The 18368-nt window shown below is 59.9% G+C and carries 19 protein-coding genes and 1 pseudogene; 8 read left to right on the top strand and 12 right to left on the bottom strand.

Annotated elements, in window-relative coordinates; all coding sequences use genetic code 11:
• Nucleotides 1–436: 436 nt before the first annotated feature.
• The 5 genes from BN903_RS02670 to BN903_RS02650 all read right to left on the bottom strand — a co-directional run bounded on the left by BN903_RS02670 (nt 437) and on the right by BN903_RS02650 (nt 3846).
• The gene (locus BN903_RS02670; protein WP_048076264.1) at nt 437–967 is read right to left on the bottom strand and encodes a PH domain-containing protein; all 531 of its coding nucleotides are present in this window, start codon (nt 965–967) and stop codon (nt 437–439) included.
• On the bottom strand, nt 960–1616 hold the full coding sequence (locus BN903_RS02665; RefSeq protein WP_048076263.1) for a PH domain-containing protein: 657 nt from the start codon (nt 1614–1616) through the stop codon (nt 960–962). Before BN903_RS02665 ends, BN903_RS02670 begins: the two co-directional genes overlap by 8 nt.
• A gap of 236 nt (nt 1617–1852) precedes the next feature.
• On the bottom strand, nt 1853–2794 hold the full coding sequence (locus BN903_RS02660; protein ID WP_048076262.1) for a carbohydrate kinase family protein: 942 nt from the start codon (nt 2792–2794) through the stop codon (nt 1853–1855).
• 67 nt (nt 2795–2861) lie between these two features.
• Nucleotides 2862–3290 (bottom strand): hypothetical protein, encoded by a 429-nt coding sequence (locus tag BN903_RS17850; RefSeq protein ID WP_079890570.1) that lies wholly within the window; start codon nt 3288–3290, stop codon nt 2862–2864.
• Between the two features lie 109 nt (nt 3291–3399).
• Nucleotides 3400–3846, bottom strand: coding sequence for a peptidylprolyl isomerase (locus tag BN903_RS02650; RefSeq protein WP_048076260.1), 447 nt, complete (start codon nt 3844–3846; stop codon nt 3400–3402).
• 232 nt (nt 3847–4078) lie between these two features.
• Between BN903_RS02650 and BN903_RS02645 the strand changes: the two genes are divergently transcribed.
• The gene (locus tag BN903_RS02645) at nt 4079–5314 is read left to right on the top strand and encodes a PLP-dependent aminotransferase family protein (protein WP_048076259.1); all 1236 of its coding nucleotides are present in this window, start codon (nt 4079–4081) and stop codon (nt 5312–5314) included.
• Between the two features lie 145 nt (nt 5315–5459).
• Here the strand turns inward: BN903_RS02645 and BN903_RS02640 are convergent, their stop codons facing one another.
• Both BN903_RS02640 and BN903_RS02635 read right to left on the bottom strand, forming a co-directional pair.
• Nucleotides 5460–6461: a D-2-hydroxyacid dehydrogenase gene (locus BN903_RS02640; RefSeq protein ID WP_052334906.1), complete on the bottom strand. Its 1002-nt coding sequence runs from the start codon at nt 6459–6461 to the stop codon at nt 5460–5462.
• A gap of 149 nt (nt 6462–6610) precedes the next feature.
• Nucleotides 6611–7678 (bottom strand): ABC transporter ATP-binding protein, encoded by a 1068-nt coding sequence (locus BN903_RS02635; RefSeq protein ID WP_048076258.1) that lies wholly within the window; start codon nt 7676–7678, stop codon nt 6611–6613.
• Between the two features lie 299 nt (nt 7679–7977).
• On the opposite strand from BN903_RS02635, the gene BN903_RS02630 reads away from it, so the two are divergent.
• Genes BN903_RS02630 through BN903_RS02620 form a run of 3 tightly spaced genes read left to right on the top strand, consistent with a single transcriptional unit; the run spans nt 7978 to nt 10849 of the window.
• Entirely contained in the window at nt 7978–9066 is a 1089-nt protein-coding gene (locus tag BN903_RS02630; protein ID WP_048076257.1) for a PotD/PotF family extracellular solute-binding protein, read from the top strand.
• Between the two features lie 7 nt (nt 9067–9073).
• Nucleotides 9074–9979, top strand: a complete 906-nt coding sequence (locus BN903_RS02625) for an ABC transporter permease (RefSeq protein ID WP_048076256.1) — start codon at nt 9074–9076, stop codon at nt 9977–9979.
• A gap of 3 nt (nt 9980–9982) precedes the next feature.
• A complete protein-coding gene (locus BN903_RS02620) occupies nt 9983–10849 on the top strand; it encodes an ABC transporter permease (protein ID WP_048076255.1) in 867 nt (288 codons plus the stop codon).
• A gap of 98 nt (nt 10850–10947) precedes the next feature.
• Here the strand turns inward: BN903_RS02620 and BN903_RS02615 are convergent, their stop codons facing one another.
• The gene (locus BN903_RS02615; RefSeq protein ID WP_048076254.1) at nt 10948–11859 is read right to left on the bottom strand and encodes an EamA family transporter; all 912 of its coding nucleotides are present in this window, start codon (nt 11857–11859) and stop codon (nt 10948–10950) included.
• 179 nt (nt 11860–12038) lie between these two features.
• On the opposite strand from BN903_RS02615, the pseudogene BN903_RS17845 reads away from it, so the two are divergent.
• Nucleotides 12039–12197: pseudogene (locus tag BN903_RS17845) on the top strand (ornithine cyclodeaminase family protein); the annotation flags it as partial.
• 243 nt (nt 12198–12440) lie between these two features.
• Here the strand turns inward: BN903_RS17845 and BN903_RS02610 are convergent.
• Entirely contained in the window at nt 12441–13073 is a 633-nt protein-coding gene (locus BN903_RS02610) for a LysE/ArgO family amino acid transporter (protein ID WP_048076253.1), read from the bottom strand.
• 587 nt (nt 13074–13660) lie between these two features.
• Here BN903_RS02610 and BN903_RS02605 point away from each other — a divergent pair.
• Nucleotides 13661–14980 carry a methyl-accepting chemotaxis protein gene (locus BN903_RS02605; protein ID WP_048076252.1) on the top strand — a complete coding sequence of 440 codons (1320 nt, stop codon included), beginning with the start codon at nt 13661–13663 and terminating at the stop codon, nt 14978–14980.
• A gap of 467 nt (nt 14981–15447) precedes the next feature.
• Here BN903_RS02605 and BN903_RS02600 read toward each other — a convergent pair whose 3' ends face one another.
• Genes BN903_RS02600 through BN903_RS02590 form a run of 3 tightly spaced genes read right to left on the bottom strand, consistent with a single transcriptional unit; the run spans nt 15448 to nt 16407 of the window.
• Nucleotides 15448–15744 (bottom strand): hypothetical protein, encoded by a 297-nt coding sequence (locus BN903_RS02600; protein ID WP_052334905.1) that lies wholly within the window; start codon nt 15742–15744, stop codon nt 15448–15450.
• Nucleotides 15741–16064 (bottom strand): hypothetical protein, encoded by a 324-nt coding sequence (locus BN903_RS02595; RefSeq protein ID WP_048076251.1) that lies wholly within the window; start codon nt 16062–16064, stop codon nt 15741–15743. Before BN903_RS02595 ends, BN903_RS02600 begins: the two co-directional genes overlap by 4 nt.
• Nucleotide 16065: 1 nt before the next feature.
• Nucleotides 16066–16407, bottom strand: coding sequence for a winged helix-turn-helix domain-containing protein (locus BN903_RS02590; RefSeq protein WP_048076250.1), 342 nt, complete (start codon nt 16405–16407; stop codon nt 16066–16068).
• A gap of 231 nt (nt 16408–16638) precedes the next feature.
• Between BN903_RS02590 and BN903_RS02585 the strand changes: the two genes are divergently transcribed.
• Both BN903_RS02585 and BN903_RS02580 read left to right on the top strand, forming a co-directional pair.
• Nucleotides 16639–17466: a CPBP family intramembrane glutamic endopeptidase gene (locus BN903_RS02585; protein ID WP_228840996.1), complete on the top strand. Its 828-nt coding sequence runs from the start codon at nt 16639–16641 to the stop codon at nt 17464–17466.
• Between the two features lie 19 nt (nt 17467–17485).
• Complete coding sequence (locus tag BN903_RS02580) at nt 17486–17842, top strand: helix-turn-helix domain-containing protein (protein ID WP_048076248.1); 357 nt, start codon at nt 17486–17488, stop codon at nt 17840–17842.
• Nucleotides 17843–18368 lie beyond the last annotated feature (526 nt).

Raw genomic sequence — 18368 nt, 5'->3', positions numbered from 1 at the left:
ATCGAGATGAGCTTCATCGAGTACGTGATTCCCGTCTTCGCCGCCATCGCGGGCTGGCTCGTGCTTGGGCAGAACGTGACGCCCGCGACCGTCGCCGGGTTCGCGTTCATCCTTGCGGGGTTCGTCGCCGCGAAGTGGCGGGCGCTGCGCGGGCTGTCCTGACGCGCGAGGCCGGAGAATCGAGGGGCAGACCATCAGCGGTTACGCGTTCCAGCAGGCGTCAATCGACTGGCCTGCGAGTCGCGCGCGCGAATCGGTACGTGCAATCGACGGAGAGGGACCCGACACGGAGCACTCATCCCCGTGGGTTCGAGAGTGGACGAGTTGTGACGGCCAAGTTCGCGGGTCTCCCATCGATCGCCGTGTCGCTTCGAGGCGAACAGCGATCTCGCATCCGGTCTCGACGATCCTCGTCTAAGAATCCGGCTCGTGGCTCCTACTCGACCGCGCGCTTGAGGTCCCGGACGATCGCGAGCACTTCGCGCCACTGATCGACGGTCCCGGGGACGTCCGCGCCGTCGCTACCGATTCGACCGGTGATGGTCCGCCGGACCGCCTCAGGGTCGTCGATCCGGCGAAAGGCCAGATCGGGGCCACCGGCGACCTCCACGGTGACGGTGCCGTACCCGAACAGCGAACCGGTCACCGACTGGCTGTAGGCCGTGTTCTGTACCTGTGACAGCCCGATGCGGCGGACCGTCCTCCCGAGGACGCCCCGTTTGAGCCAAACGGCACGGGTCGTGACGACGTACCTGGTGCGGCGTATCCGCAGAACCTGCCACGCGGCGACGCCGATACCGACGAGACTCGCGGCCGCCAGGCGCGGATCGATCGTCGCCGCTGCCGCGAGACAGAGCCCGACGATGACGGTCCCGACGGCGATGCCGCCGACGGCGGCCGACAGCCGCGGCGTCCCCTCCCACACGACCGTCTCTCCGTCACGAAGGAACAGCCACGAGTCACTCATCGGGGTGGTCCACCGTTCCGTCTGAAGGCCGGTTCGGACTCGCCTCGGCGTCGGCCGAACTCGACGATCCATTGGTCACCTGTTCCTCGTCATCGGCTACCGCCGAGCGGATCGCACGGAGTTCGACGAGAATCTGGTCGAGCACGTCGTCGGTCTCGGCCGTGCCGGCCGAATCGCGCTGCTGACGCTTGTCGATCTCTTTCGAGATCAGCTCTTGGACGGCTGCCGGGTTCAGAATACTGCGGAACTGGAGTTCGACGCCGGAGCCGCCGGCCGTGCTGACGTCGACGGAGCCGTATCCCAGCGACGACCCGATCGCCGACTGGGAGTACGAGATGTTCTGTACCTTATCAAAGCCGATCTGCTGGACGTCTCGCGACAGGATTCCGCGTTTGCTGTAGAGGCCCTTGTTCGTGACGACGTAGTTGGTGTTGGTGTACTGGAGGTAGCTGGCCGCAATCAGCGGGATGCCGATGAGAACTACCGAGAGCGGGAGTCCGACGACGAGCGCCGGAACGATGCTGTATTTGTGCGGAGTGCTCGCCCAGCGGATCTCTTCGCCGTCCTCTAAGGACAGCCAGCCGAGATCTAACCCGGCCGTGTTTTCCGAACTCGTCGTTGGCTCGTCTTGGAGGGCTGAATCGGACATGTGTCGAGGGTGTCACCTACGGAGGCGATTTCGTCGGGAAGTGAAATAGCCATCGCTCCGCTAGGCTTCACCAGCGGCTCATTTGGGGTCGAAATCACGAACGAGTCACGGAACCCGCGTTCGTCGGCTCCGTTGAAACCCGCAGCAAGTGTCGTTCGCTGACCCGAGCACAGTCAATAGGGGACGACCATCCGACTTCTGTGCTGGATCTGTTGGAATCCGCGAACAACGTCGGATCAGAACAGCTCGCCCGTCAGATCAGAGCCGTCAGCGTCAAACGGGCCGATCGTCGCCACCGCGGCCGCGCCGGCCGTGTTCCCGATCGTCGCTAACTCCCTGAGATCCGAGACGCCGTCGTCCCGTGCGGCGAGGACTGCGCCAGCGAACGCGTCACCAGCCCCGGCCGTGGTCGCGACCGTCGCCGGTGGCGGCGTCGCAGTCACCCGCTCGGTAATCTCACCGTCTTCTACGGTCACCGCGGTCGTCTCCCCCGGCCCGTCCGTGATGAACACCGTCGCCGAGTGATTCGGGGGCAGTAGTTCGAGGACGCCCGCCGGCGTCCGATCGACGTCCGCCACCGCGAGGTCGTCCGTTCCGGCGAAGATCAGGTCACAGTGCCGTAACACGTCGCGGAGCGCCTGTTGATAGGCGTCGGGAGTGGCCCACTGGTTCGTGCGTCCGTTCAGATCGAACGAGACGTGCGCCCCGTGTTCCGCGGCCGCCTCGGCGAGCCGCCGAACCGCACTCTGGTTCACCTCGGTCGGTAACGTGACACCTTCCAAGTGGACCCACTCGTACGGGACCACGAGTGAGGCCGGATCGGCAGGCGGCGTGAAGCCGTAGCAACTCCCGGCCACCCAAGCGTTCCACCGGTCGCCAGCTTCCGTCGGGACGTACAGGGTGAGCGGTGACGGCGCGTCGACCCGGGTCACGTGTGTCGCGTCCACCGGGCCGTCCGCGAGGTGTTGGGCGGCCAGCTCTCCCATGACATCGGTCCCGATATTCGTCACGAGGCTGGTCTCACTCCCGAGCGAGGCCGCCCATCGTGCGACGTTCGTCGCCGTCCCACCGACGTGCCACGCGAACCGGCTGCCGGGTGTGATCGACGTCCCGTCAACCGGATAGAGGTCGATGGTCGTATCGCCGACGACCAACACGCCTCGTTGATTATCGCTCATCGTTCCTCCGGCGGTAGGTCTTCGAGATCATCCGCGAACCCATCTCGGGGTGTCTGTATCTGGTCCGTCACGGGTCAGTGGACGTTCCGTCAAGTGAGGAAGTGAGATGCTGTCGTACCTGGAGACCTGTGCTGAACCGAGAGAGGATGTCGGACTGATGGGTCTCGCATGCGAGTACCGCCAGCCCGCCGTTCCCAACCGGAATGACCCGTTGTGGCTGGTGCGGTGCGTGACGGCAACTCGGGCAGTTGACCCCGCCGGCCGGGTGGTGATCGAGCAGTTCGGCGCGGCTTTCGGTCGCAAGCCCACAGAGAGACCGGAACTCTTCGAGGTGGTCGTCACACCCGACGAGCGGGATCGTTAGTTGGTCGAGCAGCAGAAACGAGAGATTTCCCCTTCCCGGTGATCGGAGGGCGGATTCGCAGGCAGCACACTGGACGAACTGATTCCCGTCGGCGGAATCCGCCGCTGACTGAAGGGAGGTTCCGTCATCCATACTCGGCTGTATCGCCAGTCGGAGGGCCACGCGGGTAAGTTACAGGATGAACCGAGTGTTCGTCCCGACAGAAACCACCGATCGCTGACACCACCGCTGCCGTTCGGTCTCAGTTGACGTCGATGATTTCGACGTCGAACGTCAGCGTTTCGCCGGCGAGGCGCGGGTTGAAGTCCACTCGGACGACCTCCTCGTCGACGTGGACGACTTCGCCTTGGCTGCCGTTCTGGGCTTCGAGATAGGTGCCCTCCTCGGGCGTCTGCCCGCCGAGCATCTCTGTGAGTTCCTCAGTTTCGAACTCCTGAATCTGGTCGTCACTGGGCTCGCCGTAGGCCTTCTCCGGCGGGATCGTCAGCGTTTCTGTCTCCCCAGCTTCGAGGCCGATCAGTCCCTCTTCCATCCCTTCGATGACCTGCTCGTCACCGATTTCGACTGTCAGCGGGGCGTATTCTCGATCAGGCTGCGCCTCGGCGAGGCCAGTCTCCTCGGCGACGGATTCTCGGGAGGTGTCGAACACTGTGTCATTGTCAAGCTGTCCCGTGTACTCGAGGGTCACAGAATCGCCAGTAGCTATCGTCATACGAACACGAGAAGCGCCACACGGAAAGTCTGTTGTATCGAGCGAACAGAGCCGTTGGTTTTAAACAATCAAGAAAATTCAGATTTGCGCAGACAAAAATGATATAGGATTAAATACAGACAGCTATGTCGCATAACTGTGCTTGGTTAATTGTGTTTTACGCCAATAAACTTATGTCATTGAAGGTGCTGTCAACGGACGAACTCGAATGAGCGAACGCGATCAGTCAAACGACCTCAGTCACTTGTTCACCGAGACCGTCCAAGAGACGATGGATAGCTCCGTCTATGGGGCATGGCGAGGTATCCGTGACTCCGGTGCCGTCCCGTTAGCTTTCGGTTTCCCGTACCCGGACTCGTTCCCGAATGACAAATTGGTCTCGGCGGCCGACTCACTCTTCGAGATTGAAGGTGATCGAGCGCTCCAGTACGCAGGCGGCGAGTATGCCGACGCCCTTCCGGAGTTGATCGTCGATCAGGCCCGCGACCGCGGGATGGACTGTACGACCGATGAGATCCATCTAACGAACGGCGCAACGAATGCGATTGACACGGTGTGCCAGACGTTCCTTGATCCCGGTGATACGGTGATTGTCGAGGCGCCTACGTTCATGGGTGCGCTCCGACTCTTTCGCAACTACGGAGTCGATATTGACGATGTGGAGATGGACGAGGCGGGGCTCGACATCGAGGCGCTGGCCGCTGACCTTGCTGTGCGCGAAGCGGCCGGCGACCCCCTCCCGAAGCTTTTGTACACGATCCCCAACTTCCACAACCCGACAGGCGTGACTCTCACAGAAGAGCGACGCGAGCGCCTGATCGAACTGGCAGTGCGATACGATTTCCTGATTCTTGAAGACGACCCGTACGGCCAACTCCGATACGACGGTGCCGAACCACTGCCGATCCGGGCACTCGACGAGACGGGCAGAACAATCCGGGTCAACACCTTCTCGAAAACGATTGCCCCAGGCGTCAGGACCGGCTGGATCGTCGCCGAGGAGTCGTTTGTTAAACAGTTTGATCGTATCAACGCAGGCGGAGAACCTAGCTTCACACGGGGGCTCATCACCCGCTACGCGGAAGATGGACGGCTTGATCGAGCGATAGAGGAGCTGTCGGCAGGCTATCGGAAGCGGCGGGATCGGATGTTGGAAAGCTTAGAGGAGCGAATGCCCCCGGGAACGACGTGGAGTGAGCCCAACGGCGGGTTCTTTGTTTGGGTGGAGTTTCCAGATGGAGTCGACGCCGAACGGATGCTCTCCGGGGCCATCGACGAGGGCGTGACGTATCTTCCGGGATCGTTCTTTTACACGACCGATACGGGTACGCGCAACGCTCGGCTCTCGTTCAGCCACGCTTCGCCCGCCGAGATCGACGAGGGGATCGCAGCACTCGCGGCCACGGTCCGGGCCGAGATTTCCCGAGCCGAGGCGGATGACTGAACCGGTCGGTTGTAGGATCACCGACGACGAAGGAGTGAACGGAACGAACTAAGAGAACGTCCAGAGATGGTCTCCCGAGTGGTTGCTCTCTCAGCAGTCCGATTCACCCCACGACTAAGCCCTGAGCCTCCGTGATTGCGGTAGTTCACACGACTCGGTTACGAAGCTCTTCGAGTTCGTCGTCGTCGTACCGCCGGTAGTTCTCTTCGAACAGCGTTCCGATCCGGTCGGCGTACTTCGGTGTTGAACCTGCCATGTGCGGGGTAACGACCGCGTTCGGAAGGTCCCACAGTGGCGACGCTGGCGGGAGCGGCTCTTCGTCGAACACGTCGAGTGCGGCCCCGCGAATCCGGTTCTGCTGGAGAGCGGTCGCGAGCGCTGCTTGGTCTACCACCTCACCGCGTGCGATGTTCACCAGCACCGCGTCCGACCGCATGGACATGAGTTCGTCCGTACCGATCAATTCCCGTGTCGACTCAACCAGTGGGCAAGCGAGAACGAGGTAGTCGGAGCGCGCGAGGAGTTTGGGAAGCCCGTCCGGCGGGTACGCCTCATCAACGACATCCGGGGCCGTCTCTGGCGTGCGTTTTGTACCGATCACTTTCATATCAAACCCTGATGCCAACTCCGCAACGCGCGTACCGATAGCGCCGACTCCGACGATACCGAGTGTCTTTCCGCGGAGTTCCCCCGCAGAGTATCGCTGCCAGATACCGTCACGCTCCTGCTGCCGAATTCCCTTGTGAATCCGGCGTTCGAAGACGAGCAGGTAACCGAGCACCTGCTCAGCGATCGGATTAGCAGCGACGCCAGCGGCGTTCGTCACCGCGATTCCTCGCTCTCCGAGCGATTCGAGGTCATAAGAGTCGACCCCGGAGTTGAGGGTCTGTATCCAGTCGGGAGCCGTCCCGGTAGGGAGTTCGTCGTTAACCGGGCGGATCGTCAAAATAACGTCCGCGTCACTGATTACCGTGCCGGATTCCTCGGCGGTCGTCGCCGTCTCGATCCGGCCCGTTGACGGGAGTACGGCATCTAGCTGGGAACGCATTCCGTCGACAAAATCGCCGCCGAAGACGGCCGAAATGCTATGGTGGAGCAACACGGTCGTCGCTTCGGTGTCAGTGGCTGCGTCGGTGCGTTCGTTCATATATCTCCGCTGCTGTCGTTCAAATCAACAAGTGTGTACACGGTCACATTCGGCGGGTTGAATCACAGCGAGTCATCGAGTGATGCGCCACTGATCGCCGACCGGCCACCTCGACAGTCGGATCGAGAATCGACAGCCGGACCGAGGAGCTACTTCGCATACACGCTCATCGCGTCGGCGTTGAGGTCGACTGAGACCTCTCCGGAATCGGGAACGTCCGTTCGTCCCTGGACGGCGACATCGAGTTCCGGAAGCGAATCGTCGTGGGGTTCGATCACTAAATTGGTGCGTTCTCCGTGGAAATACTGATCGACAATGGTACCGTCGATGGCGCCGCCCCCGGCCTCCGTGACTTCGACTTCTTCAGGCCGGATAGACGCGATCACCTCGCCTTTGGTCGAAGGCTCACCGAGCTCGACGGTGACGTCGACCTCGGCGTCGAGTTCGAGTCGCGGCGGGTGCGTCGTGTTCTCGACGACGCCGTCGAGGAGGTTCGTATCTCCGATAAAATCGGCGACGAACGCGGTTTCGGGTTCGCGGTAGATCTCTTTGGGCGTCCCGATCTGTTCGATCTGCCCGTTGTTCATTACGGCGAGTCGATTGGACATGCTCATCGCCACGTCTTGGTCGTGTGTTACGTAGAAGAACGTGCTCTCTACACGATCGTGGATCTCCTGAAGCTCGACTTGCATCTGCTGGCGCAGCTTCCGGTCGAGGCTCGAAAGGGGCTCGTCCAGAAGCAGAATATCTGGTTCGTTCACCAGCGCACGTGCGATCGCCACGCGCTGCTGTTGTCCCCCGGAGAGGTCCTGTGGCTTCCGGTCACCGTATCCGGAGAGGTCAACGATGTCGAGATACTTCTCGACGAGCCGGTCGCGTTCGTCGGCCTCAACGGCGTTCTTTTTCAGTCCATATCCGACGTTTTCGGCGACGGTCATGTGCGGGAAAAGCGAGAGTCCCTGAAACACGAGGTTCGTGTTCCGCTTGTTCGGCGGCCGGTGGACGACGTCTTCGCCTTCGATGCGGATCGAGCCGTTGGTCGGTGTCTCGAACCCGCTGATCATCCGTAGCGTGGTCGTTTTTCCGCAACCCGACGGACCGAGCAACGAGAAGAACTCGCCGTGCCGGAGGTCGATGTCGATCCCGTCTACAGCGGTCGTGTCGCCGAAATCTTTCCGAACGCCATCAAGCTGTACTGCCGTCGTTGGTGTCGTCATATGGGTCCAGAACACATGTATCCTATTTAAGCTTTGTCCAGCAAAAATGAGAATACCTGATTGTATATGCGGTTTTATCATGTATATACCAAATATACTAACGTATTTTGGGATATAATATTTATAGTCAAAAAATAGTTCTCTGGGAAGAACTCTGCTAGAACTGGTGATCAAAATTAGACATATGATTTATAATATTCGAAAATAGGCCATACTCAAATGAATTTAAGGAAATTAATTCACTGTTCTAGTTATGCTACGGTAGATTTATTGCGTATTGACGAACTCTCGTCTCACGCATGGAAGACAGACGACAGTTCATCAAAGCGGCAGGCGCGGCCGGTGTCACCGGCATCGCGGGCCTGTCTGGATGTATGGGCGGTAGTAGCGGAACGACTGTGTCGATCCTCACCTGGACTGGCTATGACGCGGTCAACGACCAAATTGAGGAGACGCTCGACGGCGTCGAGCTTGAGATCTCGATAGCCGACGGTTCCGCGAATATGTTCTCCACCGTGAACGCTGGCGGGGGAGAGCAGTACGACATCGTCATACCGAACAACGAGTATGTGCCCCGGTTCATCGACGCCGATCTGGCCGCGCCGGTGGACATGGACATCATGACCAACTTCGACGCACTGTATCCGACGTTCCAAGACGCCGCCGAAACGCAATTCGCCAGTGACGGCGACGTCTACGGCCTCCCCGTCCAGTTCGGGTGGTACGCGTACGGATACGATAGCTCGGTCCTTCCGGAGGATCACGAACACTCCTACGATGTCCTCTTCAGCGAGGAGTACGAGGGAGTCGATCTCACGGGGGGCATCACGCTGTATGACGGCTACTACAAGACGATCATGGCGACGGGACTCTCCCTCGGCTACACCGAGGCGTTCGAGGGCGACACGGTGTCGTTCACCGACGAACAGCTCACGACTATCGAGGAGACGCTAACCGATTTCAAACCAAACCTCCTCGGGTTCGTCCACGACGAAGAGACGCTCACGCAAGATTACCAGAACGGGAACATCGTCGCGTCGTTCGCGAACCGGAGCACCCACGTAGGAATCATGAACGACGTCGAGAGCGTGAGGTTCTCTCAGCCGGCCGAAGAGGAACTCACTTGGTTCGAGGGTGCCATCGTCACAGCCGGCTCCTCGAACAAGGAAGCTTCCTTCCGTGTCTTGAACGAGTACATCAGTCCCGAGACCGGCGCAGCGCTGTCGGAGAACCGTAACATCATGAACACTTCTCAAGACGCGATGGGCAACATCGACTCGGAGACGCTCCAGATCGAGCCGGGCGTGCTCGACGGGATGATCCCCTTCAAGCCCGCGGAGCAGGACGAGGAGTGGATCGAGATGTTCGAACGGATCAAGAACGCGTGAGCGAAAGATGGGCACCATCCAGAAACTCGGAGACGCGTTCGAACGGCGAGGCGAACGGGCGAAGCTCGCGCTCATGGTGGGACCCGGAGTCGGATGGCTGCTCACGCTGATACTGATTCCGACTGCGTTCCTCGTGATGGTGAGCTTCGCGGAGGTCAACCAATCCTACGACGTGGTGTGGTCCTTCTCGGTGTCGAACTACCGAGAACTATTCGTCGGGGAAAGCGGATGGTTTACGACGCCGTTTGTCGACTCGTTTTTCCTTTCGTTGCGCATCGCAGGGGCAACCACGTTTCTGACGGTCGTTCTCGCGTACCCCGTTGCGTACCTGCTCACGCGGCTGTCCGGACGCCGATTCAAGATTGTACTGTTCGCGGTCCTGGTCCCGTTCTTCACCATCTTCATCGTCCGGATCTACTCGTGGCTCTCCCTGTTCGGCAGCCAAGGACTGATCAACTCGGCACTGCTTGCGACTCCCCTCGTCTCCGAGCCGCTCGGGGTCTTCGAGTACGGGGTCGTGGCGGTGATTATCTCACTCACCCACGCGTTCTTCCCGTACATGCTGCTGACGCTGTACTCGAGTCTCGAAGGGATCGATTACGGCGTCATCGAGGCGTCGCGGGACCTCGGGGCAACGCGACTGGAGATTGCGAAAGACATCGTGATACCGCTGTCAGCGCAGGGACTTATCACCGGCTGTGTTTTCGTCTTCGTCCCCGCGCTTGGGACGTTCATCACGCCGCAGTTCCTCGCACGCGGGAAGTTCACTATGATCGCCGAGGTGCTTACGTCGAGAATAAACGAACTGTACGCGATCAACTACGGCGCGGCCGGGTCGTTGTTCCTGATCATCCCGACCATAATCGCGTTCGCAATCGTGATGCGTACCACCAGCTTGGAGGCGATGGGGTGAACGATGTCAGACCGTGAAAAATACAGTTGGCTGTCGCAGATCGTCGGCGAACCCGGGCTCACGGAGAGCGTTTCCGTAGACCGGATCGTTTCCGCAGTCGCATCGTACGGTATGTGGGTGTTGACGATCGGGGTCATCGTGTTCCTCTGGCTCCCGCTCTCGCAGATCATCGTGCTCTCGTTCACGGAGAACTCCGTACTGTTCCCCCTCGGGGGGGTCACCCTCCAGAACTACGTCAGCCTGTTCACTAACGAGGGGCTCCTGATGGCAGCCAGACAGAGCGCGTTCGTGGCGACTGTATCGGCGTCAATCGCAGCGCTGATCGGCGTCCCAATGGGGTTCGCGATTACACGGCACACCTTCCGCGGTAGGTCGATACTCAGGGGGCTCGTTATCGTCCCGCTGTTGATGCCGGGGATCATCATGGGCATCTCGATCCTCATTCTGTTCCGCGTCGCCGGGCTGCCGTCCGGATTCTTTGCGACCGTGCTTACTCACTCCGTGTACGGGCTCCCGTTTATCGTCTTGCCCGTAATCGCCAGACTTGCGGTTTTTGACCGCAAACTTGAGGAGGGGGCGCGCGACCTCGGTGCGGGCAGTCGAAGCGTGCTGACAGACGTCACTCTCCCGATCATCTCGCCCGCGATCGCGGCCGGCTTCATCTTCGCATGGCTCCGTTCGTTCGAGGACTTCATTCGCGTCTTCTTCGTCGGCGGGACCATGGATGCGCTGACCAAAGAGATGTACGGGATGGTGGTGTACTCTCAAGGCACCGAGGCGATGGACCCGATGGCGACGATCATTGTGCTTATTGTCAGCATTGCGCTCGCCGTCGCGATCAACTTCCGGGACATTCTCGAGTACGTGTAGACGCCACAGCGACGACTTCCTCGCTGTGGTGTTTCTCCCACTGCTTGGATTTGGGCCGTTCTTAAGCCGCCTCCTGTGGATTCAACGGAGCGGAACGGTCACCCTGAAAACGTGACAAGGGAGGCACCCGTCACGACGAACACCGCGGCCAAGACAAGTCGCCAGGTGATTTGCTCAAGGTGTTGTGGAAGAAGGACGATGGATAACGCGATGACGATCAGCGGAGCGGTATGGATGATCGGGATCGCGACTACCACCGGGGCGGAAGCGATTGCTCCGAAGTACGCAAGTAATCCGATCGTGCTTGCCAGTCCGGCACCGGCGTACCACCTCATCTGCGGATTCTCAAACAGCCTTGGCAGAGCATTCTCGTGTAGCGTTCGATAGCCAGTGTATCCGATAAATGCCGTGAGCATCATGACACTGAGTCCGACGAGAATCGGTGTCCCCGTATCAAGCCCGACCCTAAGGAGTAATGGCTCGACGCCAGTGAACACCGCAGCACTCACCGGCAGCAGTAGTAACGCCCCCACCTCCCGCAGCGAGTCTTGGGGTCGATCGGTAGAGGCAGTCTGCCATGCAATGCCGGCGACCCCACCGACGATACAAAAGATACCAGCAAGGTGAGGCAGTGTCAGCGTTTCATCAAACAACCGAACCGCCAGCACAGTGGATACGAGCGTTGAGGCCGACACGATCGGAGTCGTTCGACTTGCGCCGACCCGGTTAATTCCCGCAAACATACAAACGCGTCCTAACACGAGGCCAACGATTCCCGCCGTGGCGAACGCTCCGACTGCGACCGCCGAGAGTCCGTAGTCCGGATAGTAGAGAACAGCAGTTAAGGGCCCGATGAGACCGAGGTTAACGCTCATCACGACGATGACTGCGTCGCTAGTATTGCCCGAATCGGTTCCGATCCGTATACAGAGGTTCTGTACTGCCAATAAAACGGCAGCAACGATTGCTAGCGTGAGTCCAACCAGAGAACCGAGTGATGGTATTGTCATTTTGGGAACTACATGAGAAAACGTAGTCAAGACGTTCTTTGTAAATGTATGGTGAAAAAACCTGATTCGCGACTCATGATCAATATACCCGTCTTAATCATACAATATTGATAAAAGCTAGCGAGATATGGTCCCATATAACATATACCATGATAGCGTGTTATCTCAACGTTTGAGATACCGACGCCCGGACCGGCCGCCCGGAGGCGTACATGGCCGGCACGACCATCACGAACGCCCGCACGGACTGTCTCGGCGCGCTCGCAATCCGTGAACTCGCACCCGAGGCGGCCACGCTCGGCGTGATCGGCGCGGGGGCGCAAGCCCACAGAGAGACCGGAACTCTTCGAGGTGGTCGTCACACCCGACGAGCGGGATCGTTAGTTGGTCGAGCAGCAGAAACGAGAGATTTCCCCTTCCCGGTGACCGAAGAGCAGATTCACAGGCAGCACACTGAACGAACTGATTCCTGTCGGCGGAATCCGGCGCTGACCGAAGGGGGGTTCCGTCATCCAGACTCGGCTGTATCGCCAGTCGGAGGGCCACACCGGTAACACGGTCACGGGAGAGCCGCGACCGAGTCACCGGACGCCGACGAGTGCGAGAAGCCGCCACGCCATGTAGAGCGCCACGATCCAGATCACCCCCGCTGAAATCACGTTGAGATACCGAAGTCGGTCGTCGGACAGAACGGAACTCCCGAGGAGCCGACCACCGGCCGCCAGTCCGAGAAACCACGCCCACGAGACGAGGAGACACGCCGCGGTGAACGCCCACCGGCCGGGCGACGCGTACGCCAGCGCGTTCGTTCCGATCACCCCGATCGTGTCCAGAATCGCGTGCGGATTGAGCAACGACACGGACGCGGTGAACCCGACCTGTTCACGAACGCCCAGACGCGTCTCGTCTTGCGAGTCGAGAGCCGTGGCAGGGGCCGAAAGGAGCGTCCACCCGACGTAGATCAGAAACACCACCCCGCTGCCGAGGAGGACCGTCTGAAGCCACGCGAACTCGATCACCACGGCGGAGACGCCGAGAACTCCACCCAGAATGAGGACGGTGTCTGCCACCCCGGCGGTGAGGACGGTCGGCAGCGAGCGGCGAAGTCGGGGCTGGGTCGCGCCCTGCTGGAACACGAACACGTTCTGTGGCCCGACGGCGGCGATCAGTCCCACGGAGAGCGTGAGTCCGTGGACGAACGCTGTCGTGACCATCTGGGAACTGTATTGATCGTCTATCGGGAGGAACTAGGGTGGCCGGATACTGGCAAGACGGCCGGGCTTCCCGCGTCTCGGCACCGGTGTTGGTCGGTTCAGACGGACGAGACGGTCGGTATATCCCGATGCCGATCGCCCGAGGGTATCCAAACGATTCACGAGTATCCTCGCAAACTGGAGTTCCGCACGGAACTACCGAAACGGTCACTGGAAAGATCCGTCGCACGGAACTACAAGACGAGGCCGAAGTCGACGCTGAAGCAGAGCTCAGAACACCGTTCTTGACACCGTGTCGCTGGCGGCCTCTCCGCAGTTGCGGTCGGTGTGCTGATGGCTTCCGTGGGGTCGACTCGGAACGACGACGACGGATACCGCGGGCGGACAACATCGCGCTCGCCGCTCTCACGCTGACGTGTGTCACGTCGGTGCCGGGATTACACTGGCGTAGGCTGCGCCTTCTGATTCACCTATTGAGATGGCATGATCGGCTCGTTAGCATGTCTCTCGTTCACTACCCTTGGCGGATATATCAACACGAATAATCTCGACGAAAGCGACATCAACCCCAACTGATGCTTCCCGGTATGGCCGCAGTTACACAGAACGACCAGCTCCAAGCCGCGGAGACGGCGTCAGACGGGGATTTCTGGCGACATACCTTCGAACAGTTCATCGCAGAGCTTCCCGAAGCAGCGTTCGTCGTCGACGCCGCCGGCGACATCACCCAATGGAACGAGACAACGGCCGAGCTCCTCGGGCTTCCCGCAAGCGAGGCCGTCGGTATGAACGCGTACGACGTGTTCGGTACCGAGGGCAAAGACGAGACGCTCGCCGAGGAAGTCGTCCGTACCGGCACCGCCATCCGCGAAGACGAGTTCCGATCCGCAGAGCGGCCTGACGGGACGCAAGCGCATGCCCGCGCCATCGGAACGCCCATCCAGACGCCAACCGGAGAAGTCGTCGGGGCAGTCGAGCTGCTCTTCGACGTCACCACCGTCGTCGAACAGCGAGAGACGCTGTCGGACCTACAAGAAGAGCTCTCGGACAACGTGGAGACATCGATGGCGCAGCTGGGCGAGTCGACCTCCGAAGTCGCGGATCGATCGAACGAGATCACCCAGCTTGTCTCCGAACAAGCGGCCGAACTCGAAAGCACCCAAAGCGACGTCTCCGGGTTCAGCGCAACCGTCGAAGAGATCGCCTCCAGCGCCGAGGAGGTCAGCACCCAAAGCGCCGAATCAAGGGAACTCGCGGAAGACTCCGTCGAGACCGCCGACGAGGTCATCGATCAGGTCGACGACACGGCTGAGAAGTCGGCAACGGTTGCGGACGACGTCGCGGAACTGAAAGGCGAGATCGAACAGGTCGAAGAGCTCGTCGGCGTGATCAACGATATCGCCGAGCAGACGAACATGCTCGCGTTGAACGCCAACATCGAGGCGGCACGCAACGACAGCGACGGCTTCGCCGTCGTCGCGGACGAGGTGAAGAACTTAGCGAATCGGTCGCAAGACCAAGCCGACGAGATCGAAGAGATCGTCACGAGGATCAAAGCGAAGGCGACCCGAACAACCGACGAGGTAGAGGCGGCCAACGACGAGATCCAGTCCGCAAGAGACGACATCCAGGGCGTCCTCGAAAACCAGAAGCAAATTCTGAAGGCGGTCGAACAGACCGAAAGCGGGATCAGCGAGATCGCAGCCGCAACGGACGAACAGGCGAGCGTGGCCGAAGAGATTTCGAGCGCCGTCGACGACGTCTCCGACCGGGCACACGTTGTCAGCGACGAGATCGAAGAGATCGCGGACGAAAACGAGAGCCAGACCGAGATGGTGACCCGTCTCACTCGGGAGGTCGAAGACATCGACCGGCAGCTCGCGAACGTGATGAGCCGGTCAGTCTGACGTCCTCAGCGCCGCAGTCAACATCCCGGGAGATACTGTGTCATCGCTGTCGCCTGCGCGAGTGGCTTTTTGAAATCCTCCGCAGTTGATAGTTTTACACCCTTAGTCACTCAGTAGAGTAAGCGTAGTCAACACAACAGCAGACGCTTATTTCGTTAAAGTGAACCCCCGGACTCAGGGAACAGTATCAAGTCCTAAATTTTTTCGTGATATCGACGAGCCAACGACTTTTACGGGAGTACAAGGAGAAAACCTCGCGCTTCAGCGCGGGGAGGATGTCAAACTTGCCGTCACGAGAATCTACAGTATCGCTGTCCTTTTCTGAGGATTTTCATCCCTAGTAGATTTCGTCGTCAGTCTGCTCTGTTGAATCCGATGGCGGCAAGCGGATCACAACAGCTGAAGGAGCGATTATCTGGCTCTTCGCCGTTCAAGATATTTGTACGGTCCCCCCCCGACAGAAACGGCTATGCCGTGGTAATGGCGTACAACACGACACAGAGGCCGATAACTGTCACGAGACCCCGTACGAGTAAGACGACACCGTTTCCCGCGCCGGTCAGATCAGCAAACATAACCGCCACAAAAACGCCTGCTGTCAGCAGAGCGATACCGATGGCGAGTGCCCGCATCTTCGCAGAGCCGTTCCGTCGGTATCCGCGATAAGCTAGCGTAGCGACAAACAGCCCAACGACGGCAGTCACGCCGCGAGCTACCGAAACCATACTGAGCGGTTCCAGCGCCAGCAAACTCTCTACTATCATCGCATCCCACCTCCGTACACCACCCACAGGATCGTCCCCAACCCGAATAGTTCACAGGCACTGACGAGTATCGACCGACCGACGGCCCCGATGTCGGTCACCGTCGGTAACCCGACCCGTAGCAACTCGGGCACCGTTATCAAGAAGATGAGACCGACTGCGAGCCAAAGCGTTCCACGGTGAGCAGGTCCTTGACGGTATCCGCGAACCAGAACTACGGCGATAGTCACCGAGAGTACCACTGAGACCACGGAAAGGACGAGCACCCCGAGTGCGAGGAACGGGTCTGTCCCAGTCGCATCCAACTGTAAGAGAAGCATCTCAGGACAACCCCTCGAACAGATCTGTGAAGCGGTCGGCAGGATCGGTTTTCGAGCGCGTCACTGCTACTTCGTAGCCTCCATCACCGAACGTGACGGTGACAGTCTCGACCGTCGCTACATATCGTTTATAGTGATGGCCGTCGGGGTCGATCTCCTGTTGTTCGGTCACGAGGTCTGCGTCCTGTAACCGACTGAGACGGCGGTACGCCGTCGCGTCGGACATCTCACAGGCCGTACAGAGTTCATCGACTGACATCGGTTCAATTGTGAGGTGAGCGAGGATCGCTCGGGCGTACTCGTCGTCGAGTATCGCCAAGACGGTATCCTCGTCCTCGTCCATATACGTGCCAGACACGGGTATGGGTAAAAAACCCGTCACAGCTTCTGGGTCGGAAGCCGTGCCTATGGTGCTACTTGTACCCGTCCTCTTGAGTCGTACATGTCGTTACGATCGACGATTGACCGCATCCTTCCGACCGCCCTCCGTCAGAGGGTCTTCCAACTCCTCTGGCCGGTCTGGAACACTGAGCAACGCCGACTACGTGCACCACTTCGTGCGCTACTGCCGACCGTGCTAACCTTCATTCTCCTCGGAATCCTTCAGACTGCGATCCGAGCTAGGTTCGAGCATCCCGTCCGAGAACTGCTTGAATTGACTGGTATTGGCGTCATTCTCATCGGTGCCATTCTCCTCAGTGCACGAGTCATTGATCGACGCCCGGTGAGTGAGTTCGGACTCTCGCTCGACCGAGAGTGGTGGCACTCATTCGGTGTTGGTGGGCTCGTCGCCACCGCAATCAACGGTGGGGCACTCGTAGTGTCCCTCGGTGCTGGTTGGGCTACGTTCGTGGGTGTGATGCGCGGTTCCGGCGATCTCCCGTTCGTACCTGCGATGATGGTCGTGTTCGCGTATATCGCGCTCGCGGCCACGTGGGAAGAGTTCATCATCCGTGGTGCGATGTTGAAGAACGTTGCCGAGGGATCGAGCGGGTTCGTCTCCCAGTGGATAGCCGTTGGCCTCGCAGTGACTCTCAGCACGCTTGTGTTTGCGTTTCTACACGGCGGAAAAATAACGAATCCCAGCCACTACGGATACTACCTAATTGCTGGATTAGTAATAAGTAGCGTATACGTGCTAACCGGTGAACTCGCACTCAGCATCGGCTTTCACGTGTTCTATAATTTCACCCAAAGCGCGATATTCGGACTGGGACATTCACAGCAGACGCCAGAGCTTTTCGCCGTCGACATCGTCGGCCCATCGCGCTGGATCGGAGAGGAGGGACTCGTCTTTGTCGGCTTCGCCGTTCTCGGCGGCCTCGTACTGATGGCGTATATCTACTGGCGCGACGGGTCACTCCAACTGGACGATCGCGTAACCAGCTACGTTGGACGGTAACTTACTCGACTCAATACCAATGCCAACTGCATTCCCGTACCGCACTCCTGTCGATCACACGCCGCATGAACGGACGAACGTCGTCGTTGACGATGATCAACCGAGTGATATACTCCAGACGGTCTCCTCGGACACTGCACAGCAGATACTGGCGACGCTTGACGGCGAACCAGCAACAACTTCAGACATCGCTGAAGCTGTCGACACGTCCATCCAGAACGCTAAGTATCATATAGAGCACCTCTGTGAAGCTAACATCGTCGAGCCCGTCGATACGTGGTACTCCAGAAAAGGGACAGAGATGACGGTCTACGCACTCTCCGTTGAAGAGATAGTCGTTCAGTTAGGAGGCTCTATCTCAGAAACGCAACCGTGAAAACAACGCCGCAGAGACCACTCCGAGACACCCGCAGTCGACGGTCAGCGCGTCGTGTCCGCGTGCGAGAAGACGAACTCCCGGAGCAGCTTTCCGCCCAGCGCCGCCGCCTGCCCGTCGTCCCGGTCGTTGACCTCGACGATGTCGAACCCGTCCGCGCGGGGCGCGACCGCTCGGACGAGGTCGCGGACCTCGCGGGGGTCCAGGCCGAACGGCTCCATCGTTCCGGTTCCGGGGGCGTAGGCAGGGTCGAGGGCGTCGATATCGACCGAGCAGTAGACGGAGCCGTCGGCGTCGAACGGTCCTCCGTGTCCGTCTCCCGATCCGTCCCCGTCGAGCGCGTCGATCCACGCCCTCGCGTCCTCGGGCGAGACGACCTCGACGTCGGCGTCGGCCGCGCGGTCCCACTCCGCCTCGGAGCCGGTCCGCGCGCCGACGATCACGGCGCGGTCGACGCCGAGGTCGTCGAGACACCGGCGCGTGACGCAGGCGTGAGTCGTGGGAGGCAAGGCACACAGGGGATAGG

This window comes from Halorubrum sp. AJ67, assembly GCF_000513435.1.
Note: the sequence above shows the minus strand (reverse complement) of the source record. Positions and strands in the feature narration are given on the sequence as shown.